The sequence below is a fragment of the Facklamia sp. 7083-14-GEN3 genome, from assembly GCF_024742075.1.
Lineage (GTDB): Bacteria > Bacillota > Bacilli > Lactobacillales > Aerococcaceae > Facklamia.
Genome location: NZ_JANSGD010000001.1, coordinates 110809 through 129895 on the forward strand (window position 1 = coordinate 110809; position 19087 = coordinate 129895).

Annotated in this window: 22 protein-coding genes and 1 riboswitch; of the genes, 14 read left to right on the forward strand and 8 right to left on the reverse strand. The window is 33.5% G+C overall.

Annotated features, from left to right (window positions below):
* Position 1: 1 nt before the first annotated feature.
* The 4 genes from NW240_RS00460 to dcm are packed head-to-tail and all read left to right on the forward strand — an operon-like array spanning position 2 to position 3869.
* Positions 2–928: a hypothetical protein gene (locus NW240_RS00460; RefSeq protein ID WP_258435461.1), complete on the forward strand. Its 927-nt coding sequence runs from the start codon at positions 2–4 to the stop codon at positions 926–928.
* 13 nt (positions 929–941) lie between these two features.
* Positions 942–1610, forward strand: coding sequence for a hypothetical protein (locus NW240_RS00465; RefSeq protein ID WP_258435462.1), 669 nt, complete (start codon positions 942–944; stop codon positions 1608–1610).
* Positions 1607–2608 (forward strand): restriction endonuclease PLD domain-containing protein, encoded by a 1002-nt coding sequence (locus tag NW240_RS00470; protein WP_258435463.1) that lies wholly within the window; start codon positions 1607–1609, stop codon positions 2606–2608. Before NW240_RS00465 ends, NW240_RS00470 begins: the two co-directional genes overlap by 4 nt.
* Before the next feature lie 13 nt (positions 2609–2621).
* Positions 2622–3869, forward strand: a complete 1248-nt coding sequence (dcm, locus tag NW240_RS00475; protein WP_258435464.1) for a DNA (cytosine-5-)-methyltransferase — start codon at positions 2622–2624, stop codon at positions 3867–3869.
* Between the two features lie 139 nt (positions 3870–4008).
* Here the strand turns inward: dcm and NW240_RS00480 are convergent, their stop codons facing one another.
* The 4 genes from NW240_RS00480 to NW240_RS00495 form a co-directional block, all read right to left on the reverse strand.
* Complete coding sequence (locus tag NW240_RS00480; RefSeq protein ID WP_258435465.1) at positions 4009–4317, reverse strand: hypothetical protein; 309 nt, start codon at positions 4315–4317, stop codon at positions 4009–4011.
* A gap of 69 nt (positions 4318–4386) precedes the next feature.
* Positions 4387–4485: riboswitch (SAM riboswitch) on the reverse strand.
* 71 nt (positions 4486–4556) lie between these two features.
* Positions 4557–6284, reverse strand: a complete 1728-nt coding sequence (gene arsA / locus NW240_RS00485; RefSeq protein ID WP_258435466.1) for an arsenical pump-driving ATPase — start codon at positions 6282–6284, stop codon at positions 4557–4559.
* Positions 6277–6615, reverse strand: a complete 339-nt coding sequence (gene arsD, locus NW240_RS00490; RefSeq protein ID WP_258435467.1) for an arsenite efflux transporter metallochaperone ArsD — start codon at positions 6613–6615, stop codon at positions 6277–6279. The genes arsA and arsD overlap by 8 nt, the downstream gene beginning before the upstream one ends.
* Positions 6612–6953, reverse strand: a complete 342-nt coding sequence (locus NW240_RS00495; protein WP_309302387.1) for a metalloregulator ArsR/SmtB family transcription factor — start codon at positions 6951–6953, stop codon at positions 6612–6614. Before NW240_RS00495 ends, arsD begins: the two co-directional genes overlap by 4 nt.
* A 302-nt stretch (positions 6954–7255) precedes the next feature.
* Here NW240_RS00495 and NW240_RS00500 point away from each other — a divergent pair, with 302 nt between their 5' ends.
* On the forward strand, positions 7256–8035 hold the full coding sequence (locus NW240_RS00500) for a dimethylarginine dimethylaminohydrolase family protein (protein WP_258435468.1): 780 nt from the start codon (positions 7256–7258) through the stop codon (positions 8033–8035).
* A gap of 57 nt (positions 8036–8092) precedes the next feature.
* Here NW240_RS00500 and NW240_RS00505 read toward each other — a convergent pair whose 3' ends face one another.
* Entirely contained in the window at positions 8093–8644 is a 552-nt protein-coding gene (locus NW240_RS00505; RefSeq protein WP_258435469.1) for a DUF421 domain-containing protein, read from the reverse strand.
* Positions 8645–8875: 231 nt separating this feature from the next.
* Between NW240_RS00505 and NW240_RS00510 the strand changes: the two genes are divergently transcribed.
* Complete coding sequence (locus NW240_RS00510; RefSeq protein ID WP_258435470.1) at positions 8876–9199, forward strand: hypothetical protein; 324 nt, start codon at positions 8876–8878, stop codon at positions 9197–9199.
* 37 nt (positions 9200–9236) lie between these two features.
* Here the strand turns inward: NW240_RS00510 and NW240_RS00515 are convergent, their stop codons facing one another.
* The gene (locus NW240_RS00515) at positions 9237–9866 is read right to left on the reverse strand and encodes a phosphatase PAP2 family protein (RefSeq protein ID WP_258435471.1); all 630 of its coding nucleotides are present in this window, start codon (positions 9864–9866) and stop codon (positions 9237–9239) included.
* A 156-nt stretch (positions 9867–10022) separates the two neighbouring features.
* Between NW240_RS00515 and NW240_RS00520 the strand changes: the two genes are divergently transcribed.
* The 8 genes from NW240_RS00520 to NW240_RS00555 all read left to right on the forward strand — a co-directional run bounded on the left by NW240_RS00520 (position 10023) and on the right by NW240_RS00555 (position 17634).
* Positions 10023–11570 carry a BCCT family transporter gene (locus NW240_RS00520; RefSeq protein WP_258435472.1) on the forward strand — a complete coding sequence of 516 codons (1548 nt, stop codon included), beginning with the start codon at positions 10023–10025 and terminating at the stop codon, positions 11568–11570.
* A 118-nt stretch (positions 11571–11688) separates the two neighbouring features.
* Entirely contained in the window at positions 11689–11934 is a 246-nt protein-coding gene (locus tag NW240_RS00525) for a hypothetical protein (RefSeq protein ID WP_258435473.1), read from the forward strand.
* Positions 11935–12097: 163 nt separating this feature from the next.
* The gene (locus tag NW240_RS00530; RefSeq protein WP_258435474.1) at positions 12098–13126 is read left to right on the forward strand and encodes a D-alanine--D-alanine ligase; all 1029 of its coding nucleotides are present in this window, start codon (positions 12098–12100) and stop codon (positions 13124–13126) included.
* A gap of 50 nt (positions 13127–13176) precedes the next feature.
* The gene (locus NW240_RS00535) at positions 13177–14568 is read left to right on the forward strand and encodes an aldehyde dehydrogenase (RefSeq protein WP_258435475.1); all 1392 of its coding nucleotides are present in this window, start codon (positions 13177–13179) and stop codon (positions 14566–14568) included.
* Positions 14569–14710: 142 nt separating this feature from the next.
* Positions 14711–15466: an SDR family NAD(P)-dependent oxidoreductase gene (locus NW240_RS00540; RefSeq protein WP_258435476.1), complete on the forward strand. Its 756-nt coding sequence runs from the start codon at positions 14711–14713 to the stop codon at positions 15464–15466.
* 11 nt (positions 15467–15477) lie between these two features.
* Positions 15478–16215, forward strand: coding sequence for an SDR family NAD(P)-dependent oxidoreductase (locus tag NW240_RS00545; protein ID WP_258435477.1), 738 nt, complete (start codon positions 15478–15480; stop codon positions 16213–16215).
* A gap of 131 nt (positions 16216–16346) precedes the next feature.
* Positions 16347–16961 carry a glutathione S-transferase family protein gene (locus NW240_RS00550; RefSeq protein ID WP_258435478.1) on the forward strand — a complete coding sequence of 205 codons (615 nt, stop codon included), beginning with the start codon at positions 16347–16349 and terminating at the stop codon, positions 16959–16961.
* Between the two features lie 211 nt (positions 16962–17172).
* The gene (locus tag NW240_RS00555) at positions 17173–17634 is read left to right on the forward strand and encodes a peroxiredoxin (protein WP_258435479.1); all 462 of its coding nucleotides are present in this window, start codon (positions 17173–17175) and stop codon (positions 17632–17634) included.
* Positions 17635–17753: 119 nt separating this feature from the next.
* Here the strand turns inward: NW240_RS00555 and NW240_RS00560 are convergent, their stop codons facing one another.
* Together NW240_RS00560 and NW240_RS00565 are read right to left on the reverse strand one after the other, a co-directional pair.
* A complete protein-coding gene (locus NW240_RS00560) occupies positions 17754–18002 on the reverse strand; it encodes a hypothetical protein (protein ID WP_258435481.1) in 249 nt (82 codons plus the stop codon).
* A gap of 19 nt (positions 18003–18021) precedes the next feature.
* Positions 18022–19086 carry a hypothetical protein gene (locus tag NW240_RS00565; RefSeq protein ID WP_258435482.1) on the reverse strand — a complete coding sequence of 355 codons (1065 nt, stop codon included), beginning with the start codon at positions 19084–19086 and terminating at the stop codon, positions 18022–18024.
* Position 19087: the final 1 nt, after the last annotated feature.

A 19087-nucleotide genomic window follows, 5' to 3' on the forward strand; every position in this document is an offset into this window, starting at 1 on the left:
ATTGAAGCTTTCTCTCTATAAAACAATAGATGAAGATCTCTTTAAAAAAGCTAAAGTTCATGTCTCAGAAGTTAATTTTTATTACGAAAATAATTATGATCAAATAAATAGCCACAAAGTTATCAAAGAAGTAAACGGTGATAAAAATATTGTTATAAATGAACTTATTGAAGATTGGTCACCAACAGAAAACGACTTCAATATTACGCAAAAATTTATTATTGAGAATCCTAAAATATTATTCGGATCAAGTGGTGTTACTCATCAAAGCAACATTATAGGTATGGCTTGCCACGTTTATTCAAAAACATCTAACTATCAGAAAACGATAAGTTTTGCAGACTTTAATAGTTATGACTCAAAAGTTGAGGCAGAATTTAATTATACGTTTCCGCCAGGAAATTTGTATGGATCAATTTTTTTTGATTATTTTTTCTACTTAAAAGAGTCGAATGAAATTTTAAAATTCACTACTGATCTTGTAGGAATAAATTTGTGTGAAAATTTTATTGATTCTTATAATATTATAATTGATGGAAATGGTTCAGAATTTCCTATCGAAGAGATTAATGATCCATCTAAACCTCTATGGATGGTTAAAACCAATTGGACAGATATATATCAAGACACCTTTAGCAATAATTCTTTTAGATTGATTTTAAATCAAGGACATCCTTTATTTGAACAATTTGTAGGCACTAGATATAAAGTTTCTCAGCATTTAATGAGTGAAGCAATTTCTTCAGCCATAACTCTTGTTGTACAACAAGCTATTATTATTGAAAAAAATAATTTAGAAGATAGCAGTGAAATTGTCCCAGGTAGTATTGCCCAAGTAATTAAATACTGGATTGACGTTTTTTCTATAGAAACCGAAAGTCTAGAGTCAATTGCTAATTCTGTACGAAAAAGCATAACAAGTAATTAAGGAGATTTTTTAAATGTTAGATTGGCCAACATATAGCTATAGTGATGCAGCTAATGATATGGAAAAAATTGATAATAATACACTTACTAAGCCAATTTTAAAAGGGGAGTTTTCTATTCTGAGACAAAACCTTTTGAAAGCTAGAGATGAAATTTATGAAAAATATGGTTTTGATAGAGGTATAGACAAAAAATATATCTTTGACCTTGAATTTGGCTTAAAGTTTTACGAAGCACTTTTACCATATTTAGATAATAGAAGATCTTCAATAGACGATACTTGGAGATATCTATCAGTTAAAGTTATACCAGATATAGTTCACGGCCGCTTTGGATTAGATGAGAATAGGTTTTACAAGCAAAGTAGAAGGATATATTTAAAACAGATTTGGTGGTATATTCATCTTGGGTGGTCTGAAAATACTGAGAAAACTTATAATATTTTAAAGGACAACACTACTGATACTATTCAGTCAATTGTGGAAAGGCCAGGCTTAGGCTATAATATACCTGTATATCGTGAAATTTTAAATCAACATTCAACATACAAAAATAAGGATGCGCATTTATTGCGAAGAGTTATGAAATTAAACACAGCCAGAGTAAAATTGACATCTCCAGAATTATTTCCAGGTGGGGTTCAAGGTTATGTATCTAAACTATTTAGCGATGTGATTGAATGATACATTATAGTGACCTATTTAAAAAAGTGTTTATAAATAACAGGGAGTTTGTCCATTTGAGGATTATAACTGGGTATTGCTCGCCTAACATGGTAAAGTTACTTTCAGATTTAAATTCGGAGAGTAGTATTGAGATATTCATTGGAATGGCTTTAGAAGGCATCTCTTATCAAGAGCACTCTGAATATCTTGATATTATGTCTAAAAGCAATGGTAAAATAAAAATTTATTATAAAACTAAACGCCCTTTAAACCATATGAAACTTTACTGTTTTAGTTTTTTAAACAATGCTCAAATTTCATATTTAGGATCTGCCAACCTGACTCAAAATGGTTTTATAAAAAACCAAGAAATACTTACAAATATCGATGGAAATTTTGACAAAATATTCGAATTAATTTTAAGGGATTCTAAACTATGTAATGAAGAAGATATAGGAAACTATATTAAATTTTATAATCAAGTCTATGAAAATGAAATTTTTTATCCTCTTCAGGAAGAAGAGGATAATGATTTTGTTAATGAAGACTTTTCAATATTTTCTAATGATAGACAATTTCAAAATCCATCAATTAAGATTCCTAGTAATCTCAAATTAAGTCGATTATATAATTATTATCAAATTAAAATCCCGATATTAATTCCTGATAGGCAACAGTCTAAATCACGGAGTATAAATGCTTGGGTTAGAAACCAAGTCCCCTATCTGACAGATTATAATTCACAATCTTTTTATAAGTTTTTTCCTATAAACGAGAGATTCAAAATTATTACCGATTTAGATGAAGAACTTATTGGATATATTAATGGTTCTGAAGATAATAAATTATTAACCTCACCAAATATATATGACTATTTAAAATTTAGGTTAGGAATTAATGAAAACAGAATAATTGAGTACTCAGATATACTGGATTATGGAAATAATGAAATATATATTCATTCTGATAATGAAAATCAATTTTATTTTTATTTCTTTAATATGCTAAGTAGATAGAAAAGAGGATAAGATGTTAAAAGTTGTTGAAAGTTTCAGTGGCTTGGGCGCCCAAACTCAAGCCTTAAAAAATGCAAAAATTGATTACCAAATATTGAACACTGTTGAGTGGGAAGTTGGAGCAATATTCGCATATGACATCTTACATAATGGTCCCCAGGACTTAAGTATATACCGTCATCATACTAAGGAATCTCTAGTTCAAGAAATTAGTAAATATAATATAAGTTCTAATGGTAAAGATTTAATCACCTTAACTGGTATTAGAAGTATGTCGATGATCTATCTCAAATCGATATTGTATTCTATTGAGAGGAATCATAATTTAATTGATATTAATACTGTAGGATCCAATAATTTACCAGATAATATTGATTTATTTACATACAGTTTTCCTTGTCAAGACCTTTCAGTTAGTGGTCATTTTTGGAATAACAAAAAGGGAATTAACCGTGATTCTGGTGGACAATCGAGTCTATTATGGCAAGTAGAGCGAATCATAGATGAATTATCCCAAGATTCAAAGTCCTTACCTCAATTTCTTTTAATGGAAAATGTTAGTGCTATATTATCAAAGGCGCATATTAAAAATTTTAATATGTGGTGTGAATTTTTGAATCAGAAGGGATATTATAATAAAGTTTATACTTTAAATGCTAAAAATTTTAATATTCCACAGAATAGAGAACGTACATATATGATAAGTATATTTACAAATGGAGACTCAGCACTTAACGACAAATTAGATTATTTTTTCTTTGAAAATAATTTAGAAGCTATTCAATTGGATACAACTCAAACAGAGTCTTTGAGAAATTATTTAAAACTTGATTACAGTGATGCTAAATACAGAGCTGAGGCAATTATGGCTACTCCTGAATTTACTCCTTCAAGAAAAAAAATCTATAGAGAAAATGTATGTTTAGCAATAGATGACCAAGTAATCGAAAATGAGATTGCACGAACTATAACCACAAAACAAGATAGGAACCCGAATTCAGGTTTGATTCATTATAGCGATAATAATCAATTAGTTAGTGGGAGACCTTATAGAAACTTAACACCTAGAGAGGCCTTTCTATTGATGGGCTTCTCAGAAAAATCATACGACATGTTGTTGGACAATAATATTGAGGTATCAAAAAATAGACAAATACTACCTAATTCAAAGCTCCTCAAACTGTCAGGAAATAGTATAGTTGTCAATGTTTTAACTAAAATTTTTGAGCAAATGCAGCAAATTAGAAAAGAAATATTTTAAACAAGGTGTATTAATTTCTATAATTAATTAAATTATACTCATATTATCTATTTTAATTTTTATGCTATATTTTCTGAGAAAAATTATTCAAAATAAAACCCCTATTATGCTCATAAACATAACAGGGGTCTTTTTTATCTTACTCTACTTCTAAAGCACCAAAAAATTGAGACTCAATCTTTTCAATACTCTTAAGTAACTCTTTAGAATCAAGACTTTTATTTTCTTTCAAGCTTTTAATTTCTTGATAGCATTGCAAAGGTAATTTCAAGCGGCGGTTAACGACGTTGGCACTGGTTAGAAAACGTGGATTAATTTTCTTCCTTAGCTGTTTAATGCGCATTTCAATCGTAGCTTGTAAGAACTCCAACCTTTCCTCAATTGACCAAGCCTCAAAGTCATAATGGTTAAAAAGTTCTTTGCCATGCTGATTAATCATTTTAGACATACAATCACTCCTTAATTTTTTCCAATTAAAAAGGCACAACTTCAAGAGTCGTGCCCAATAACTGGTTAAGACTCATCTTTCTCTTACGAGTTGGAAGTAGCACCTTGCCTGGGGGTAGGTTGCTGAAGCATCTTCGGGCCAATTCCCTCCGCTTACTCTGGATAAGTTGTGATTTTTAATTGTATATCAATTATACCGTCTATTTGTAAGACAGTCAATTAAGCAACTTTTAAAAATGGCTATTTTAACTCTTGATCAGCTTGCCATTCAAGAATAGCAAATTTGCCATTAGATAATTGATTAACCTTTTCAATCCACTTGATTTCATTGTGAGAACGAGCCTTTAAGATAGGATCAGTCGTTTGACTAGCGACCAGTGATTGGTTAATTAACCACCAAGAGTGAGAAATATCCGCACGGTCAAGGTCTTGAGCGAGTCGCATGGATTCAAAGACTGGGGTTGTTTCTGCTAGGGTGACCATCACCACTTCGGTAATAGCAGGGTTTTGTAGTTTAGGTAATAACTCTTTAATACTAGCTTCTGCTTGGCCGGATGCGCGTTCTATTTCCTTATTGTAAGCTTGAGTAGACTCTAAAAGTAAGAGAGTATGACCTGTAGGAGCGGTATCAATCACAAGAATCTCATCTTCTTTTGATAGGGATACTATCTCTGCAAAACGGCGAAAGACAGCTATTTCTTGGGTACAAGGTGATTTTAAGTCTTCTTTAATATAATCTAGGTCATCTTCTGATAAAGTTTGACGCGCTTTAGAGAGAACGTCTTGTGAATAGCGTTCCAACTCTCCTCTTTCATCAATATGTTCAACTGCAATATCCGCATGATCTTCTAGGAATAAGTGTAAATGGTCAGCCGGATCGGTTGTAGCTAAGCGCACTTTTTTACCTGTTTGCGAAAGAGCTTTTGCAATTTTAATGGCCACGGATGTCTTACCAACACCACCTTTACCCATCGTAAAGATGATGCGTTTATCCGTTTGAATAAAATCATTCACTAAGGCGTCAATGCCTATGGCAGGAAGATGGTCCATGGATACATGCTGGTCTTCTATTTGGGGTTGATCTTCTTTTAGTAAGAGTCTCAGCTTATCTAATCCTGTAACATTATAGGGTCTTAAAGGAACAAAATAAGATGGATAGTCCTTCAAGTCGGCCGTCATTTTTGCAAGATCTTCTTTTTGCTTATTAAGGTATTGTTGTGAAATGGAGTCAGTCGCCTCTTCTAACAAGCCGTTAATAATCAAAAATTGCTTATTGATACCTAATGCTTTTAATTCATTGGCTGCTCGATTCGCTTCAGTAATAGCAGCTTCTTGAGGGCGAGTGACTAGATAAAGTGAAGTTTGCTCAGAATCGTTCAGTACTTTCATAGCTTTTTCAATGCGGTCACGTTCATCCGTTAAGCCGGATAATTGTCCCATGCAAGAAGCACCTGTGGTATTTTGGTCGAAAAAGGAAGTCCAAGCTGAAGGTAATTCCAACATTCTCAAGGTATGGCCTGTAGGGGCTGTATCGAAGACCACATAATCATTTTGCTGGCGTGTTTCCGGATCTGTCAAAAAGTAAGCAAACTCATTGAAGGAAGCAACTTCTTGTGTACAAGAGCCAGATAGTTGTTCTACCATATTCTCAATTGCTTCATCAGGTAAAATGCCTCGGTAAGGACCGACGGATTTCTCAATATACTCTTCAACCGCTGTTTCCGGACTGAAGTTAGCTACTTTTATATTTTCAATGCCAGCAATAGGGCGTGGCTTATTGGATAGCTCTTGTTCAAAAACATCTTGTAAGTTGGATGCAGGATCTGTAGAAACAAGCGTAACTTTCTTGCCCGAATCGGCCAGGAAAGTAGCTGTAGCAGCTGCAAGGGTTGTTTTACCAACCCCACCTTTACCAGTAAAGAAAAGGTATTTAGTTAGATTTAATTGGTTAGGTTGGAATTTATGCATTGATTTCACCTTCTACGTGGTTCAAAGAAAGACCTGTGAATGCTTCAAACTCATTTAAGCTAGGGTATTCACCGGATTTAACGATTTCTCCTTCGACAAAGGTGATAGGCAGGCATTTCTTGCCATTTTTATGAATCATTTTAATGGCTGTTCCATTTTCGACAAAATCTTGTGGGTTTTGCGCTAAATTATAACGGTTGGCTTGCCATTGGTCAGACCGGTTGATTTGATCAAAAATCCCAGCGACTTCTAATAGCTGCGGGTCAATACTTGGACCACAAATGCCAGTTTGACAACACATAGCGGGTTCGTAGAGTTCAATTTTTTTCATGATAGTTCCTCCTCTTGGGGCGTACCATTCACCATTTTCTGGCACAAACAATTTTGGCCAGTATCGGTAAGTAGGTCTGCGACTTGATGTTTTACTTGTTCAGCAATCTCAGTGTTAAGGGTATAAAAAATCCATCGGCCATCTTGTGATTTATTGACTAGTTTGGCTTGCGTTAAGGTCTTCATATGGTGGGAGAGGGTTGGTTGTGTGAAATCAAAAAATTCTAAAATTTCACAAGCTCTCTTTCCCTGACATGAAATAAGTTCTAAAATCTTGAGACGGTTAGGATCGGCGATTGCTTTCAGTAATAAACTGAGTTCTTCATAATTCATTTGCATTCTCCTATATAGATGATCATCTATCTATAACTTTATTTTACTCTTCATAGTAGACAAGTCAAGAAATAGCGTTTGAGTAGTAGAAGCGCCTTTTATCTCGGTTATTACGACAGACAAATTAAATATAAGTAGAACTACAAATGAAATTGCTTGTTCAAACAGATATACTAGAGTTAGGGATTGAAGAAATTAATGGGCAGTAAGTGCTTTACTGAAGAGTTTATTTCACATTATAAACTGTAAAATTTTACTGTATTTGTAATATAATAAGTATGAATTCTAATCATTCAGGAGGTTATTAGATGTTAAAATTTACTCACGCTATCGTTAGAACACCTAGTCAATCAATGCTTGAAGGTATTACTACTGGAATGTTCTCACAAGACCAACCAGTTTATGAAGATGCCTTGGTTCAACATGCTAACTATGTTAAAACAATGGAAGAATTAGGGGTTAAGGTAACTGTTTTAAAGCCTTTAGAAGAATATCCTGATTCATGTTTTGTTGAAGATCCAGCTGTGGTTATGGCAGAGTGTGCCATTGTAACCAATTCACCTAAAAAATCACGTAATGGGGAAAAACATGAAATGATAAAAGCACTTCAGGATTTTTATAAAGAAGACCAAATCTTTTACATTGAGGCACCCGGTACCATGGAGGGTGGCGATGTGATGTTAGTAGACAAGCATTTTTATGTTGGTTTATCCGATCGAACCAATCAAGAAGGGGCTCAACAATTTGACCAAATTGTGCGCCAGTTTGGCTATACTTCTTCAACGGTGCCAGTCACAGAAGGGCTGCACTTAAAAGACTTTGTTATTTACTTAGAAAATAATAATATGTTAGTAAGTCCGATAATGAATAAGGTCGAGGATTTCCAAAAATATAATCGCTATGTGGTTGAAGCAGAAGAACTTTATGCCATTAATAGTCTTTATATCAATGGAACGGTTTTGGTTCCTGAAGGTCACCCTAAAACACAAGCACATATTGAAAGTTTAGGTTATCCTGTAAAAGTAGTGAATACTGATGAATTTAAAAAAATTGACGGTAGTCTAACTTGCTTATCGTTAAGATTTTAAACACTTAAATCCCTACTCATATTGGAGTAGGGATTATTATCATGAAGATATTGCTTCTTATATAAATCTGCTTATCTCATGAGCATATTTCTCACTGGCCGATTTAATAACTGAGAGATTACCGTTTGATTCGAGTAACACTGCAAAAATTTGATCCGATGTTGTTTGCCCCTGGGCACGAATAGCTGCAAAGACTTCATCCTTTGTGGCCCGATTCTTCTTTAGGTTTTCTTCGATAAAATCACCTTTATAAAATAAGACCGAAGGACTCGGATTCAAAAATTTAAAAAGGCCGATATTGAAGCGGGTGAGATAGGTGACCATAAATTGCAAAATTAATAGAATTATAACACCAACAACTCCATCCATTAAGCTAACACTTTTTAAGATAATGGCAGAAGAGACTAGAGAACCTAAAGCCAGTGTCACAATGTAATCATACATACTTAAATTAGTAATGGATCGCTTGCCTGAGATATTTAGCACGATGATTAAAAAAAAGTAAAATAATACGCCAGATATGATAACTCTTCCTATGCTTTGATAGCTATTAAAGAAGAGATTAGGTTGATTTAAGATATCTTCTATTTGGAATAAGATTTCTTTCATAAATACTCCTTTCTATTGAGTGAATTTAAATAGGCAGCTAATCAAGTAAATAAAAACTTAATTTAAAAATAACAAAGAACCTTATTCTCAGTCAAGAAATCTCTTAACTGTACAGTCAAAATTCCAAATTTTAGCATTAAATTTGGACAACATAATTTTAATTTTTTATTAAAAGAGGTATATTATAATTAAATTGTAAGGGTTTTAATTATTATTTTAAGGAGTGATTTGGTGGAAAAATTGTTACATTTTATCGGAGTAGAGTCTGAGAGCAAAGAGATTTCTGAAAGGGTTTCTAAAAATGCAGGGCATATTCTAGGGCTAGCCATTGCATTTATTACACTAGGCGTTTTAACAATTATCTCATTCCAACAAGAAATTAATTTGTATCCAGTCTCTACATTAATTGAAGGTTATCTAGTAGGAATCTTCACTTACAAAGCCATTAAGTGGTATAAGAAGACTTCTCTACTTTCAACATTACCTTATATATTATTCATTTTACTATTTAGCTACTTATTCGTAACTCATTTCCAAATGGCACTTAATTTTTAATTTAAAAGCCAGCTTTTTTAACTGAGCTGGCTTTTTTTTATTCAATCACATTTTTATTTAAAATTAATTTTTGAGCTAAGACCACCCAAGCAAAGCTAATCATCCAGCCGCCAATAATATCTGAAGGGAAATGCACCCCCAGATAAACGCGGGAATAGCCAACTAGGAAAGTGTAAACTAAACCTAAAGTTAAAATTTTATAAAAGTGCTTGCTACGCCAGCATAAGACCATTAAAGCAAAGATAGCGGTAGAACTAATCATAGCATGACCCGACGGGAAGGAATAAAAGTTTTCTTCTACTAAAAGATTGAGCAAATCTGGTCGGTCTCTTTGGAAAATCAATTTTAGGATGGTATTAATAATCAAAGTTCCCGGAATAGTTATCAGTATAAAGTGCATTTTATTAAAGGCTCTTTTTTTATAAAGAATAAAAAGGATAATAGCGAAAAAAATTAAGACTGGAATGGCACTTGAAGAATGGGTGATAAAAAGCAGGATGTTGTCCAGCAAGGGATTTTGATGGCTACGTACCAAGCTTTGAATAGTAGAATCGAAAGTTACTAATTCATTTTTTTTAATTTCTAAACCTAAATGGACAAAAAGTGTAGTCAGTAGGGTAAAAATAAAATAAGCACTAGTAATTTTACTAACAATTTTTTTGGTCATAATGGCATCCTTTCTAGTAAATATTTATAAATAATAACTATACAAAATCTTACCGTTAACAACAAGGATTAGGATGTAAAGTAGGTGGATTTTACAACTAAAGTCATTTTTGATAGGATAGAAGTCCTGTTCTAATATAAATTTAGGAGGAATGATTTGAAAAAGTTTAAAAAAATTTCAGTTTATCAAGCATCGCTTATAACGTCATTTTTATTAGTCATCTTAGGTATTTTTATTCCTAATCGATTAAGTGTCGGAACACAAATTTTAAAAGATCAAGTAGCCAATAATTTTGGTTGGTTTTATCTATTGCTTGTTCCCTTAATATTGATAGTGTGTGTTTACTTTATCTTAAGTCCCGTGGGGCAAATTCGGCTAGGAGAGCCAGATTCTAAACCAGAGTATTCGACGACATCTTGGGTTGCTATGATGTTCTCGGCAGGAATGGGAATTGGACTTGTCTTCTATGGAGCAGCAGAACCTCTGTCACACTTTGCTATTTCCACTCCAATAGCTCCAGCGGGCAGTCAAGAAGCGCTAGCAGATGCCTTTCGTTTTACCTTTTTCCATTGGGGGATTCATGGTTGGGCGATCTATGGTGTAGTAGCACTTGCCTTAGCTTACTTTGGTTTTCGTAAGCAAGAAAATTATCTCTTATCCCATACTTTAAAACCATTGTTAGGAAATAAAGCGACAGGATGGATCGGAACAGTAGTGGATACCATAACCATTGTTGCCACTGTTATTGGGGTCGCGACAACTATTGGGTTTGGAGCAGCGCAAATTAATGGGGGGCTGAATTATTTATTTGGTGTTCCTATTTCTAATGCTGTTCAAATTATTATTATCATTATTACTACCATTCTCTTTATTCTTTCTGCAATTTCAGGTTTAGGAAAAGGAGTTAAAATTCTTTCTAATTTAAACCTGCTTTTAGCGGGCTGTTTATTAGCCATTGTGGCAATTGTTGGACCGACAGTGGACATTTTGAATACTTTTACAGAAACAATCGGCAATTATTTACAAAATTTCATTCAAATGAGTTTTCGCTCCGCTGCCTTTGATACTAGTAAGCGCGAATGGATTAATACTTGGACCTTGTTCTATTGGGCATGGTGGACATCTTGGTCGCCATTTGTGGGAATATTCATTGCCCGGATTTCACGAGGAAGGACTATACGTGAATTCTTAACAGTAGTACTTCTACTTCCTACATTATTAAGCTTTATCTGGTTCTCAACCTTTGGCACATTAGCCGCTAATATCCAAATGAATGTAACAGACTTAACTGGATTTGAACCAGAACAGTTACTCTTTGCAACTTTTAATCACTATCCTTTAGGAGCTGTTCTGTCATTTGTGGCCATTATTTTAGTTGTTTCATTCTTCATTACTTCAGCCGACTCGGCCACTTTTGTCTTAGCGATGTTATCTGAAGATGGTAATATCAAGCCTAACAATAAGACAAAGATTACCTGGGGATTAACTCTATCAATTATTGCTGTGGTATTACTTTTATCCGGTGGATTGCAAGCTATTCAAAATGTATTGATTATTGTTTCCCTACCCTTTGTGATTATTCTAATTTTAGTTGTTATATCCTTAATTAAGGAACTCAACCATGAACAAAGAGAAATGGGCTTAACTATTACACCAGATCGTTTACCTAATTCAAACGAACCTTTTAAATCCTATGAAGATTAATCGGACAACTTTTTAAACTTCCTGCTTAGTCAGGAAGTTTTTAAATTTTTTACAAGCCATCTTGTTTGCTACCGCTTATTGATAAGAGTATGATTTTAATAGAGAAGGAGGGAGTTTAATGGAATATAGTCGTGAAGAAAAAGATTTTGTAATTAATTATCTAAGCGATCCGAATAGCTATCAAGATTCTTTTAAAAAAGAATTACAAGTATTTAAAGACCGTACAGAAATTGATGACTTATATATTAATACTTTATTACAAGAAATGCTTCAAGAAGATATGATAAGACTAAAAGATCCATTGCTTAGAGGGACTCAATTATCCTATCTGATAACTATCAGTGATGTAGAAGTGAAAGTATAGAAACAATGGCGCTCGAATGAGCGCTGTTTTTTACTTCAATATAAAAATTAATAATTCTTGTTAATTAAGATATAATATATAAATAGCGAAGTTAATTTCTATCAATAGATTCTACTATTTAAAAAGGTCAATAAAGATTAATTATTTAAGAGAAGGAGAAATTATGGATATTGTTGTTTTAGCTGGAGGTCTGAGTGATGAAAGAGATGTTTCTCTAGCATCTGCTTCTAAAATTTCAAATGCTCTCATAAAGAATAAGCATCGTGTATTACTTTTAGACTTATACCTCGGCATGAAAGACGTAAAAAATTTTGAAGAGGCATATAATCTATACGGGAAAACCGAATATTCTTATCAAGTTCCTAAAAAAGCACCAAATATTAAACAACTTATAGCTGAAAATCAAGGTAGAATGGATCAAATTGGTTGTAATGTAATTTCTATTTGCCAAACAGCAGATATTGTTTTCCTCGGACTACATGGTGGAATAGGAGAAAATGGTAAACTTCAAGCTTTGTTCGACTTACATTCAATAAAATATACAGGTTCGGATTATAAAGCTAGTATGTTAGCGATGGATAAAGTTGTTTCTAAAGAAATTATGTTAGCAAATGATATATTGACACCAGAATGGTGTATAATTGATCGTTTTCATGAACCAACTATTAATGCTCCTGCAGTGATAAAACCAAATGATAATGGATCGAGTATAGGAGTTGAAATTGTTGAAGATCAATCCAAACTTTTTGAAGCTATCAATAAAGCTAAAGAATATTCTGATACAATTCTGGTCGAGCAGAAAATCACGGGTCGTGAATTTTCCGTGGGTATATTAGGGGAACAAGTCCTTCCAGTCATAGAGTTAATACCTAAAAGTGGTTTTTACGATTACTCTAATAAATATCAAGCAGGTGCTACTGAAGAAATCACTCCAGCAAATCTTGCAGCTGACTTAAGTGAAAAAATGCAGAAAATAGCTTTAGAAATTTTTCGAAAGCTAGATTTAAAAGTTTACGGTAGGGTTGATTTTTTAATGGATGTTGGAAACCATATTTACTGCATTGAAGCAAATTCCCTACCAGGTATGACACCGACAAGTTTATTACCCCAAGAAGCCTTAGCAACGGGGATTAGCTATGATAAATTGTGTCAAAAAATCGTTGACTTATCTTTAAAAAAATATGAGGAATAATACATAAAGATTTTCAAATTATTAAGAATTAAAATATGAGGAGAATTTGAATGAACGATATAGATCAATATATAGATAAGATAGTAGAAAATCAGCAAAATTTTTTCTTTTCCGGTGCCACTCAATCACATTCTTTTCGTATTGAACAAATCATAAAATTGGAACACGCAATTCGCAAGTATGAAGAAGATATTCTAGCAGCCTTAAAACAAGATTTACATAAAAATGAAGTGGAAGCTTATCTAACTGAGTTAGGGCTGGTCTATCAAACCATCGCCAAGGTGAAGAAAAGATTAGCTCGCTGGATGAAACCAAAAAGAGTAAGAACACCTTTAGCCTTTCAAATATCTAAAAGTTATATCGTCAATGATCCCTATGGAGTAACTTGTATTATTGGTCCTTTTAATTATCCCTTCCAATTATTAATCGAGCCATTAATAGGTGCAATCATAGGGGGAAATACAGCTATTATTAAACCCTCTGAAACGGCTGTGGCAACAGGTCAAGTCATTAAAAAACTGATTCATGAAACTTTTGATGAAGATTATATCGCAGTTGTTGAAGGTGGAAAAGAGACCGTCACTGCTTTAATTCATGCCCCTTTTGATTATGTTTTCTTTACAGGGAGTGTGCCAGTTGGCAAGATTATTGCCAAAGCTTGTGCAGAGCGATTGACTCCCCATACTTTAGAATTAGGAGGAAAGAGTCCGGCTATTGTTGACGATACAGCAAATTTAGAAGTAGCTGCTCAACGAATTGCTTTTGGTAAATTTACCAATGCTGGACAAACTTGTGTGGCTCCTGATTATGTTTTAGTCCATCAATCTGTTCATCAAGCATTTGTTAAGCAATTGAAGCAAACCATTCAACAATTTTATGGTGACACGCCACAAGAAAGTTCAGATTATGGTCGTATTATCACTAAAGATTCGACGCAAAGATTGGCTGATTTAATTGAGCAGGAAAGAGAACATGTGATTTTCGGAGGACAAGTCGATATGGACAAGTGTTATATCTCCCCAACTCTTGTTGATAAAGTTGATTGGAGTCATCCAGCCATGCAGGATGAACTTTTTGGTCCTATTTTACCAATTATTGTATATTCAGACTTACAATTACTTATCAATGAAATGAAGCAATTACCTAAGCCCTTAGCGGCTTACCTATTTAGTCAAAATAAACAAACGATTGACTTTTTCACTAATCATTTGTCTTTTGGTGGCGGTTGTATCAACGATACCATGTTACATGTTGGTAATGCGAATCTACCTTTTGGTGGAGTAGGAACTTCAGGTAGGGGAGCCTACCACGGCTATGCTAGTTTTAAAACCTTTACTCATCAGAAATCGATGATGAAACGATCAACTACTTTTAATCCAAACATTATCTTTCCACCTTATACAGACTTTAAACATAAAATTTTAAAATTGTTTTTATCATAACTACTTGAAATTTCAGCGAATCCTTACACATCAACACTGAGAGCATTTTTCTGAGTCACTTTGTTAGCCTATTTTTTTAAAGTGGCGTATGATTGAAGTATGCAGATGTTATAAGTAAAAATATTAACAAGGAGGGCACAATATGGAGCGTTTGAAGGACAAAGCGGCAATCGTAACAGGTGGTGCTGGAGGAATCGGTTCGGCTATCGTACGTGCCTATGCTAGAGAAGGTGCGAAAGTGGCGATTGTTGATCTTAACCAAGAGAAAGGTGAGGCTTTAAGTCAATCGTTAAATGATGAAGGTTACGAGACCTTCTTTATAAAGACAGATTTAACTAAGAAGTCAGCTCTAGAAGCTTGTATTCAAGAAGTTGTCGACCGCTATCATCAAATTGATATTTTGGTTAATAACGCCCACGCTTCAAGAATGAAAGGGTTCTTAGATATTACAGAAGAAGATTTAGCGTTATCTATGGATTCAGGCTTTTATGCGACATTTTTCCTATGTCAATTAGCAATTCCTTACCTCAAAAAAACCAAGGGTAATATTATAAACTTTGGTTCAGGAGCAGCAATTAAAGGGGATAACCAACAAGGATCTTATGTCGCAGCTAAAGAAGCTATTCGTGGCATTACTCGTGTTATTGCTAATGAATTTGGTAAAGATGGAATTAATGTCAATGTGATTTCACCGATAGCTTATTCCGAAGGTGTGGATGCTTGGCGTGCTGAAAATCCAGAGTACTATGAAAAAGTTGTTCAAGGTATTCCGCTACAAAAATTTGGTGACATTGATCAAGATATTGCACCAGTCGCAGTCTTTTTAGCAAGTGAGGAATCACGCTACATTACTGGTCAGACATTTATGGTAGATGGCGGAAGTATTAAATTATATTAGGAGGAAACAAAATGGAAAGATTAAAAGGTAAAGTATTAATTATTACGGGTGGCGCACAAGGCATGGGGAAAGTTCATGCAGAAGTAGCTTTAGCACAAGGAGCTAAAGTTGTCATTACGGATATTAATGAAGAAAAAGGTAATGAAGTAGCTAAGGAATTGGGTCAAAATGTTTTATTTGTTAAACAAGATGTAACTAAAGAAGAAGATTGGAAGCGCGTGATTGATGCGACAATGGACAAATGGGGAAAAATTGATTCCTTAGTCAATAATGCAGGAATCACTTATAACATGAAAATTGAAGATGTTTCTTTAGACGATTACATGAAGATTGTTAATATTAACCAGGTTTCAGTCTTTTTAGGAATCAAAGCTGTCACTCCAATCATGAAAGAACAAAAGTATGGATCTATTATTAACATTTCTTCAATGAATGGACTAGTGGGCGGAGCCATTGGATATACTGACACTAAATTTGCTGTAAGAGGAATGACAAAATCAGCAGCTAGAGAATTGTCTCCATATAATATAACTGTGAATTCTGTTCACCCAGGTGTTGTTCATACTCCAATGCTAGAACAACCTGGTGTGAAGGAAGCGGTTGATAAGTTTAAAGAAACAATTCCAATGCGTCGAGTTGCTCAACCTAAGGAAGTTTCTAACTTAGTGGTCTTCTTGGCTTCCGATGAAGCAAGATATTCTACTGGTTCTGAGTTTGTCATCGACGGTGGCGTAACAGCGACAGTTTAATTTTAGTTAGCTATTTCAAAGTCTTTAAATACTTGATATTTAAAAGATGTAATCGAATTCACTATATCATTTACTATTATACTTGTTTAATGATATAATGAAGATAATAAAAGAAAGAAAGGTCTGATAAAATGTTAAAATTATATTATGCACCTGGTACTTGTTCCCTAGCTTGTTGGATTGCTTTAGAATGGTCTGGTCTTGAGTATGAAACGATTCGTGTAGATTATAAAGATCCAGAATACCGTAAAATTAATCCTTTAGGAATGGTTCCAGCGCTTGACATTGGAGGAGAACGTCCAATGACACAAGCAGGAGCGATTTTACAATATATCGCTAATTCTGTTCCAGAAAAAGATTTAGGACCAAATGAAGGTTTAGAAAATGTTTTTGAATTTGATGAGACTTCTCTATTCCTTTCTGCAGATATTCACCCATCGTTCTGGCCATTCTTCAACCCACAACGTTATACAACATCTGAAGATATTGATATGATTGAAATGGCTCGTGCAGCAGCTCCTGCTCGTATTGATGCTAACTTCAAACATCTTAACGATATTATTGGAGATAGTAATCACCTTTACCAAAACAAACGTACAGTTCTTGATCCATTAGCATTTATCTTTGCAACTTGGACTAAGAATTTAGAAAAAACTTATAAGGACTATCCAAACGTTAAACGTATGGTAGAACATCTTAAGGAAGATCCAGCTGTTCAAAAAGTTCTTACAGAAGCGAACGAATAATATCTAAATTTATAATCTAGTGGCTTGGATTGCTCCAAGCCACTTTTTTTGAATTATTAGAAATTATAATACTTAATATTTTAGCTTAAAAATCCTGTTATTAATTGATTTTAAGGAGCATTTTCTTTTAGAAAATGAAAATTTTGTTTTAATATATAGTTATCGATGTTTTTAATAGATTCGCTATTTGTATAATGAAAGGGTGAATAAAATGGCAAGTATAGAAGTAAATAAAAAAGCGCCAGATTTTGAATTGAAAGATTTTGAAGGTAAATCAGTTAAGCTTTCTGATTTTCAAGATAAGAAAAATGTGATGATTGTTTTAAATAGGGGATTTGTATGACCTTTCTGCCGCAAGCACATGATGCAGTTGCATAAAGATTATAAAGAGTTCGAAGATAGAAACACCGCTATTGTAGTGATTGGTCCTGAAAATGATAAAAAATTCTCAGAGTACTGGCATGAAAACGACTTAGAATTTTATGGTCTACCTGATCCAAGCCATTCCGTATTAAAATTGTATGGTCAAGAAGTCAATCTTTTTAAGATGGGACGTATGCCAGCTCAAATGTTAGTGGATAAACAAGGTGAATTGAGATATATTCACTATGGCCACTCTATGAAAGACATTCCTGAAAATAAAGAAATGTTAGATTTAATAGATCAATTATAAAATTTAATCTTTAAAAAGCAGACGTGCCAATAGCATATCTGCTTTTTTTATTTAAAGTATTCTTGTTAGTTGAAAATAGTAAAGAAATCTAACCTTTTAAACATTCAATTTGACATATCTTAATGGTTTCTCGGATGTTCTGGATCGTGTGGATCAGCGGTTCTAGATATAGAGGGGGTATCTATCTCTGTTTTATAATCATTTTTAAAATGTTCCAATCTATTTCTAGTATGATCTGGGTCATGAGGATCCGCAATATTTTTACTTTTTAAGCTTGTGTTTTTTGATGACTCTTTGTAATTTACCTTCTTGTTTATACGCTCACGATCATGCGGGTCATTGCGAAATCCATTTTTTTCTTTATCCATGCTCATTCTCCTTTATCAACTAGTTTGTTTGCCATTTATTAGAAGAGTATTTTCCATCAATTAATTCAACTTGATCGGTAACATGAAGTTTATCGCCATCATAAAAGTATAAAATTTGCTTGTTAATTAGTAGTGCGTAGGTATGTTTGTTGTGTGCTTGCTTATTAACTTTTTTAGGATCTAGCAACTCGAATGTCGTATCTGGTGGAAAACTTGCATTCGTTTTTAAATGCATAGCTTGAATTACTTGCACAAAATCATTACTATTTTCAAAATCTAAAACAAAATCATTATAGTTGTTAAGATAATGATCAAAGGCATCTTGTAAAATTTCATAAGTTTTTTGCTCAACTAAGAAGTAATCTTCATGTTCATTGTTCGTAGCGTTTAAAATAATTGTATTTTCTTCTTTTTTATCTAAACCGATGAGATGATTGATATCTACCACTATCTTTTTATCAATAATATAAAGTCCAAGATTTTGATATACTCTAGCATCTTGATAGTTTTCGCGCAATTCATAAGCCAAAGATTGGTAAGGATAAAACTTGTCAGCTTTACCATTAGTGTCTAAAAGAAGGACAGGGGATAACGTTTTACGAATTAATCCGGATCCTATTCCTCCTTCAAAATCCTTTAAACCGCCTGTTAAAATAACCAAATCTCGATAGGGCGCTTCAACGGATTGGATTTTTTCTTCTTGATCTACGTAAAATCTTTGGCCTTCTTCGTTGTCAATTTTAGTGAAATAGTATGCTAAGTTGAAAAGACCACTTTCTTCAATTGAAAGAATCAAATGTATACTAAGACCTAATTGGTTAACTTCGGCTGTCCCTTTATAAATGCCAATATACTCTTTAGCTGAATCCGGAGCTTGATAAAGACTATCATCGGGATTTAAAATTTTGTCTGGGATAAAATTAGCTTTTATATGATGTCCCTCGTGGTGGTCATCTACTATTACATGTTCAATCTTATTTACTTCTTCATCAGTTGAATCAGAGTTCGCAAAAATTGCTTGAATATTAAAAGTTAACAAACTCAAGATAAAAGAAGTGATAAACAATTTAACTACTTTTTTCATT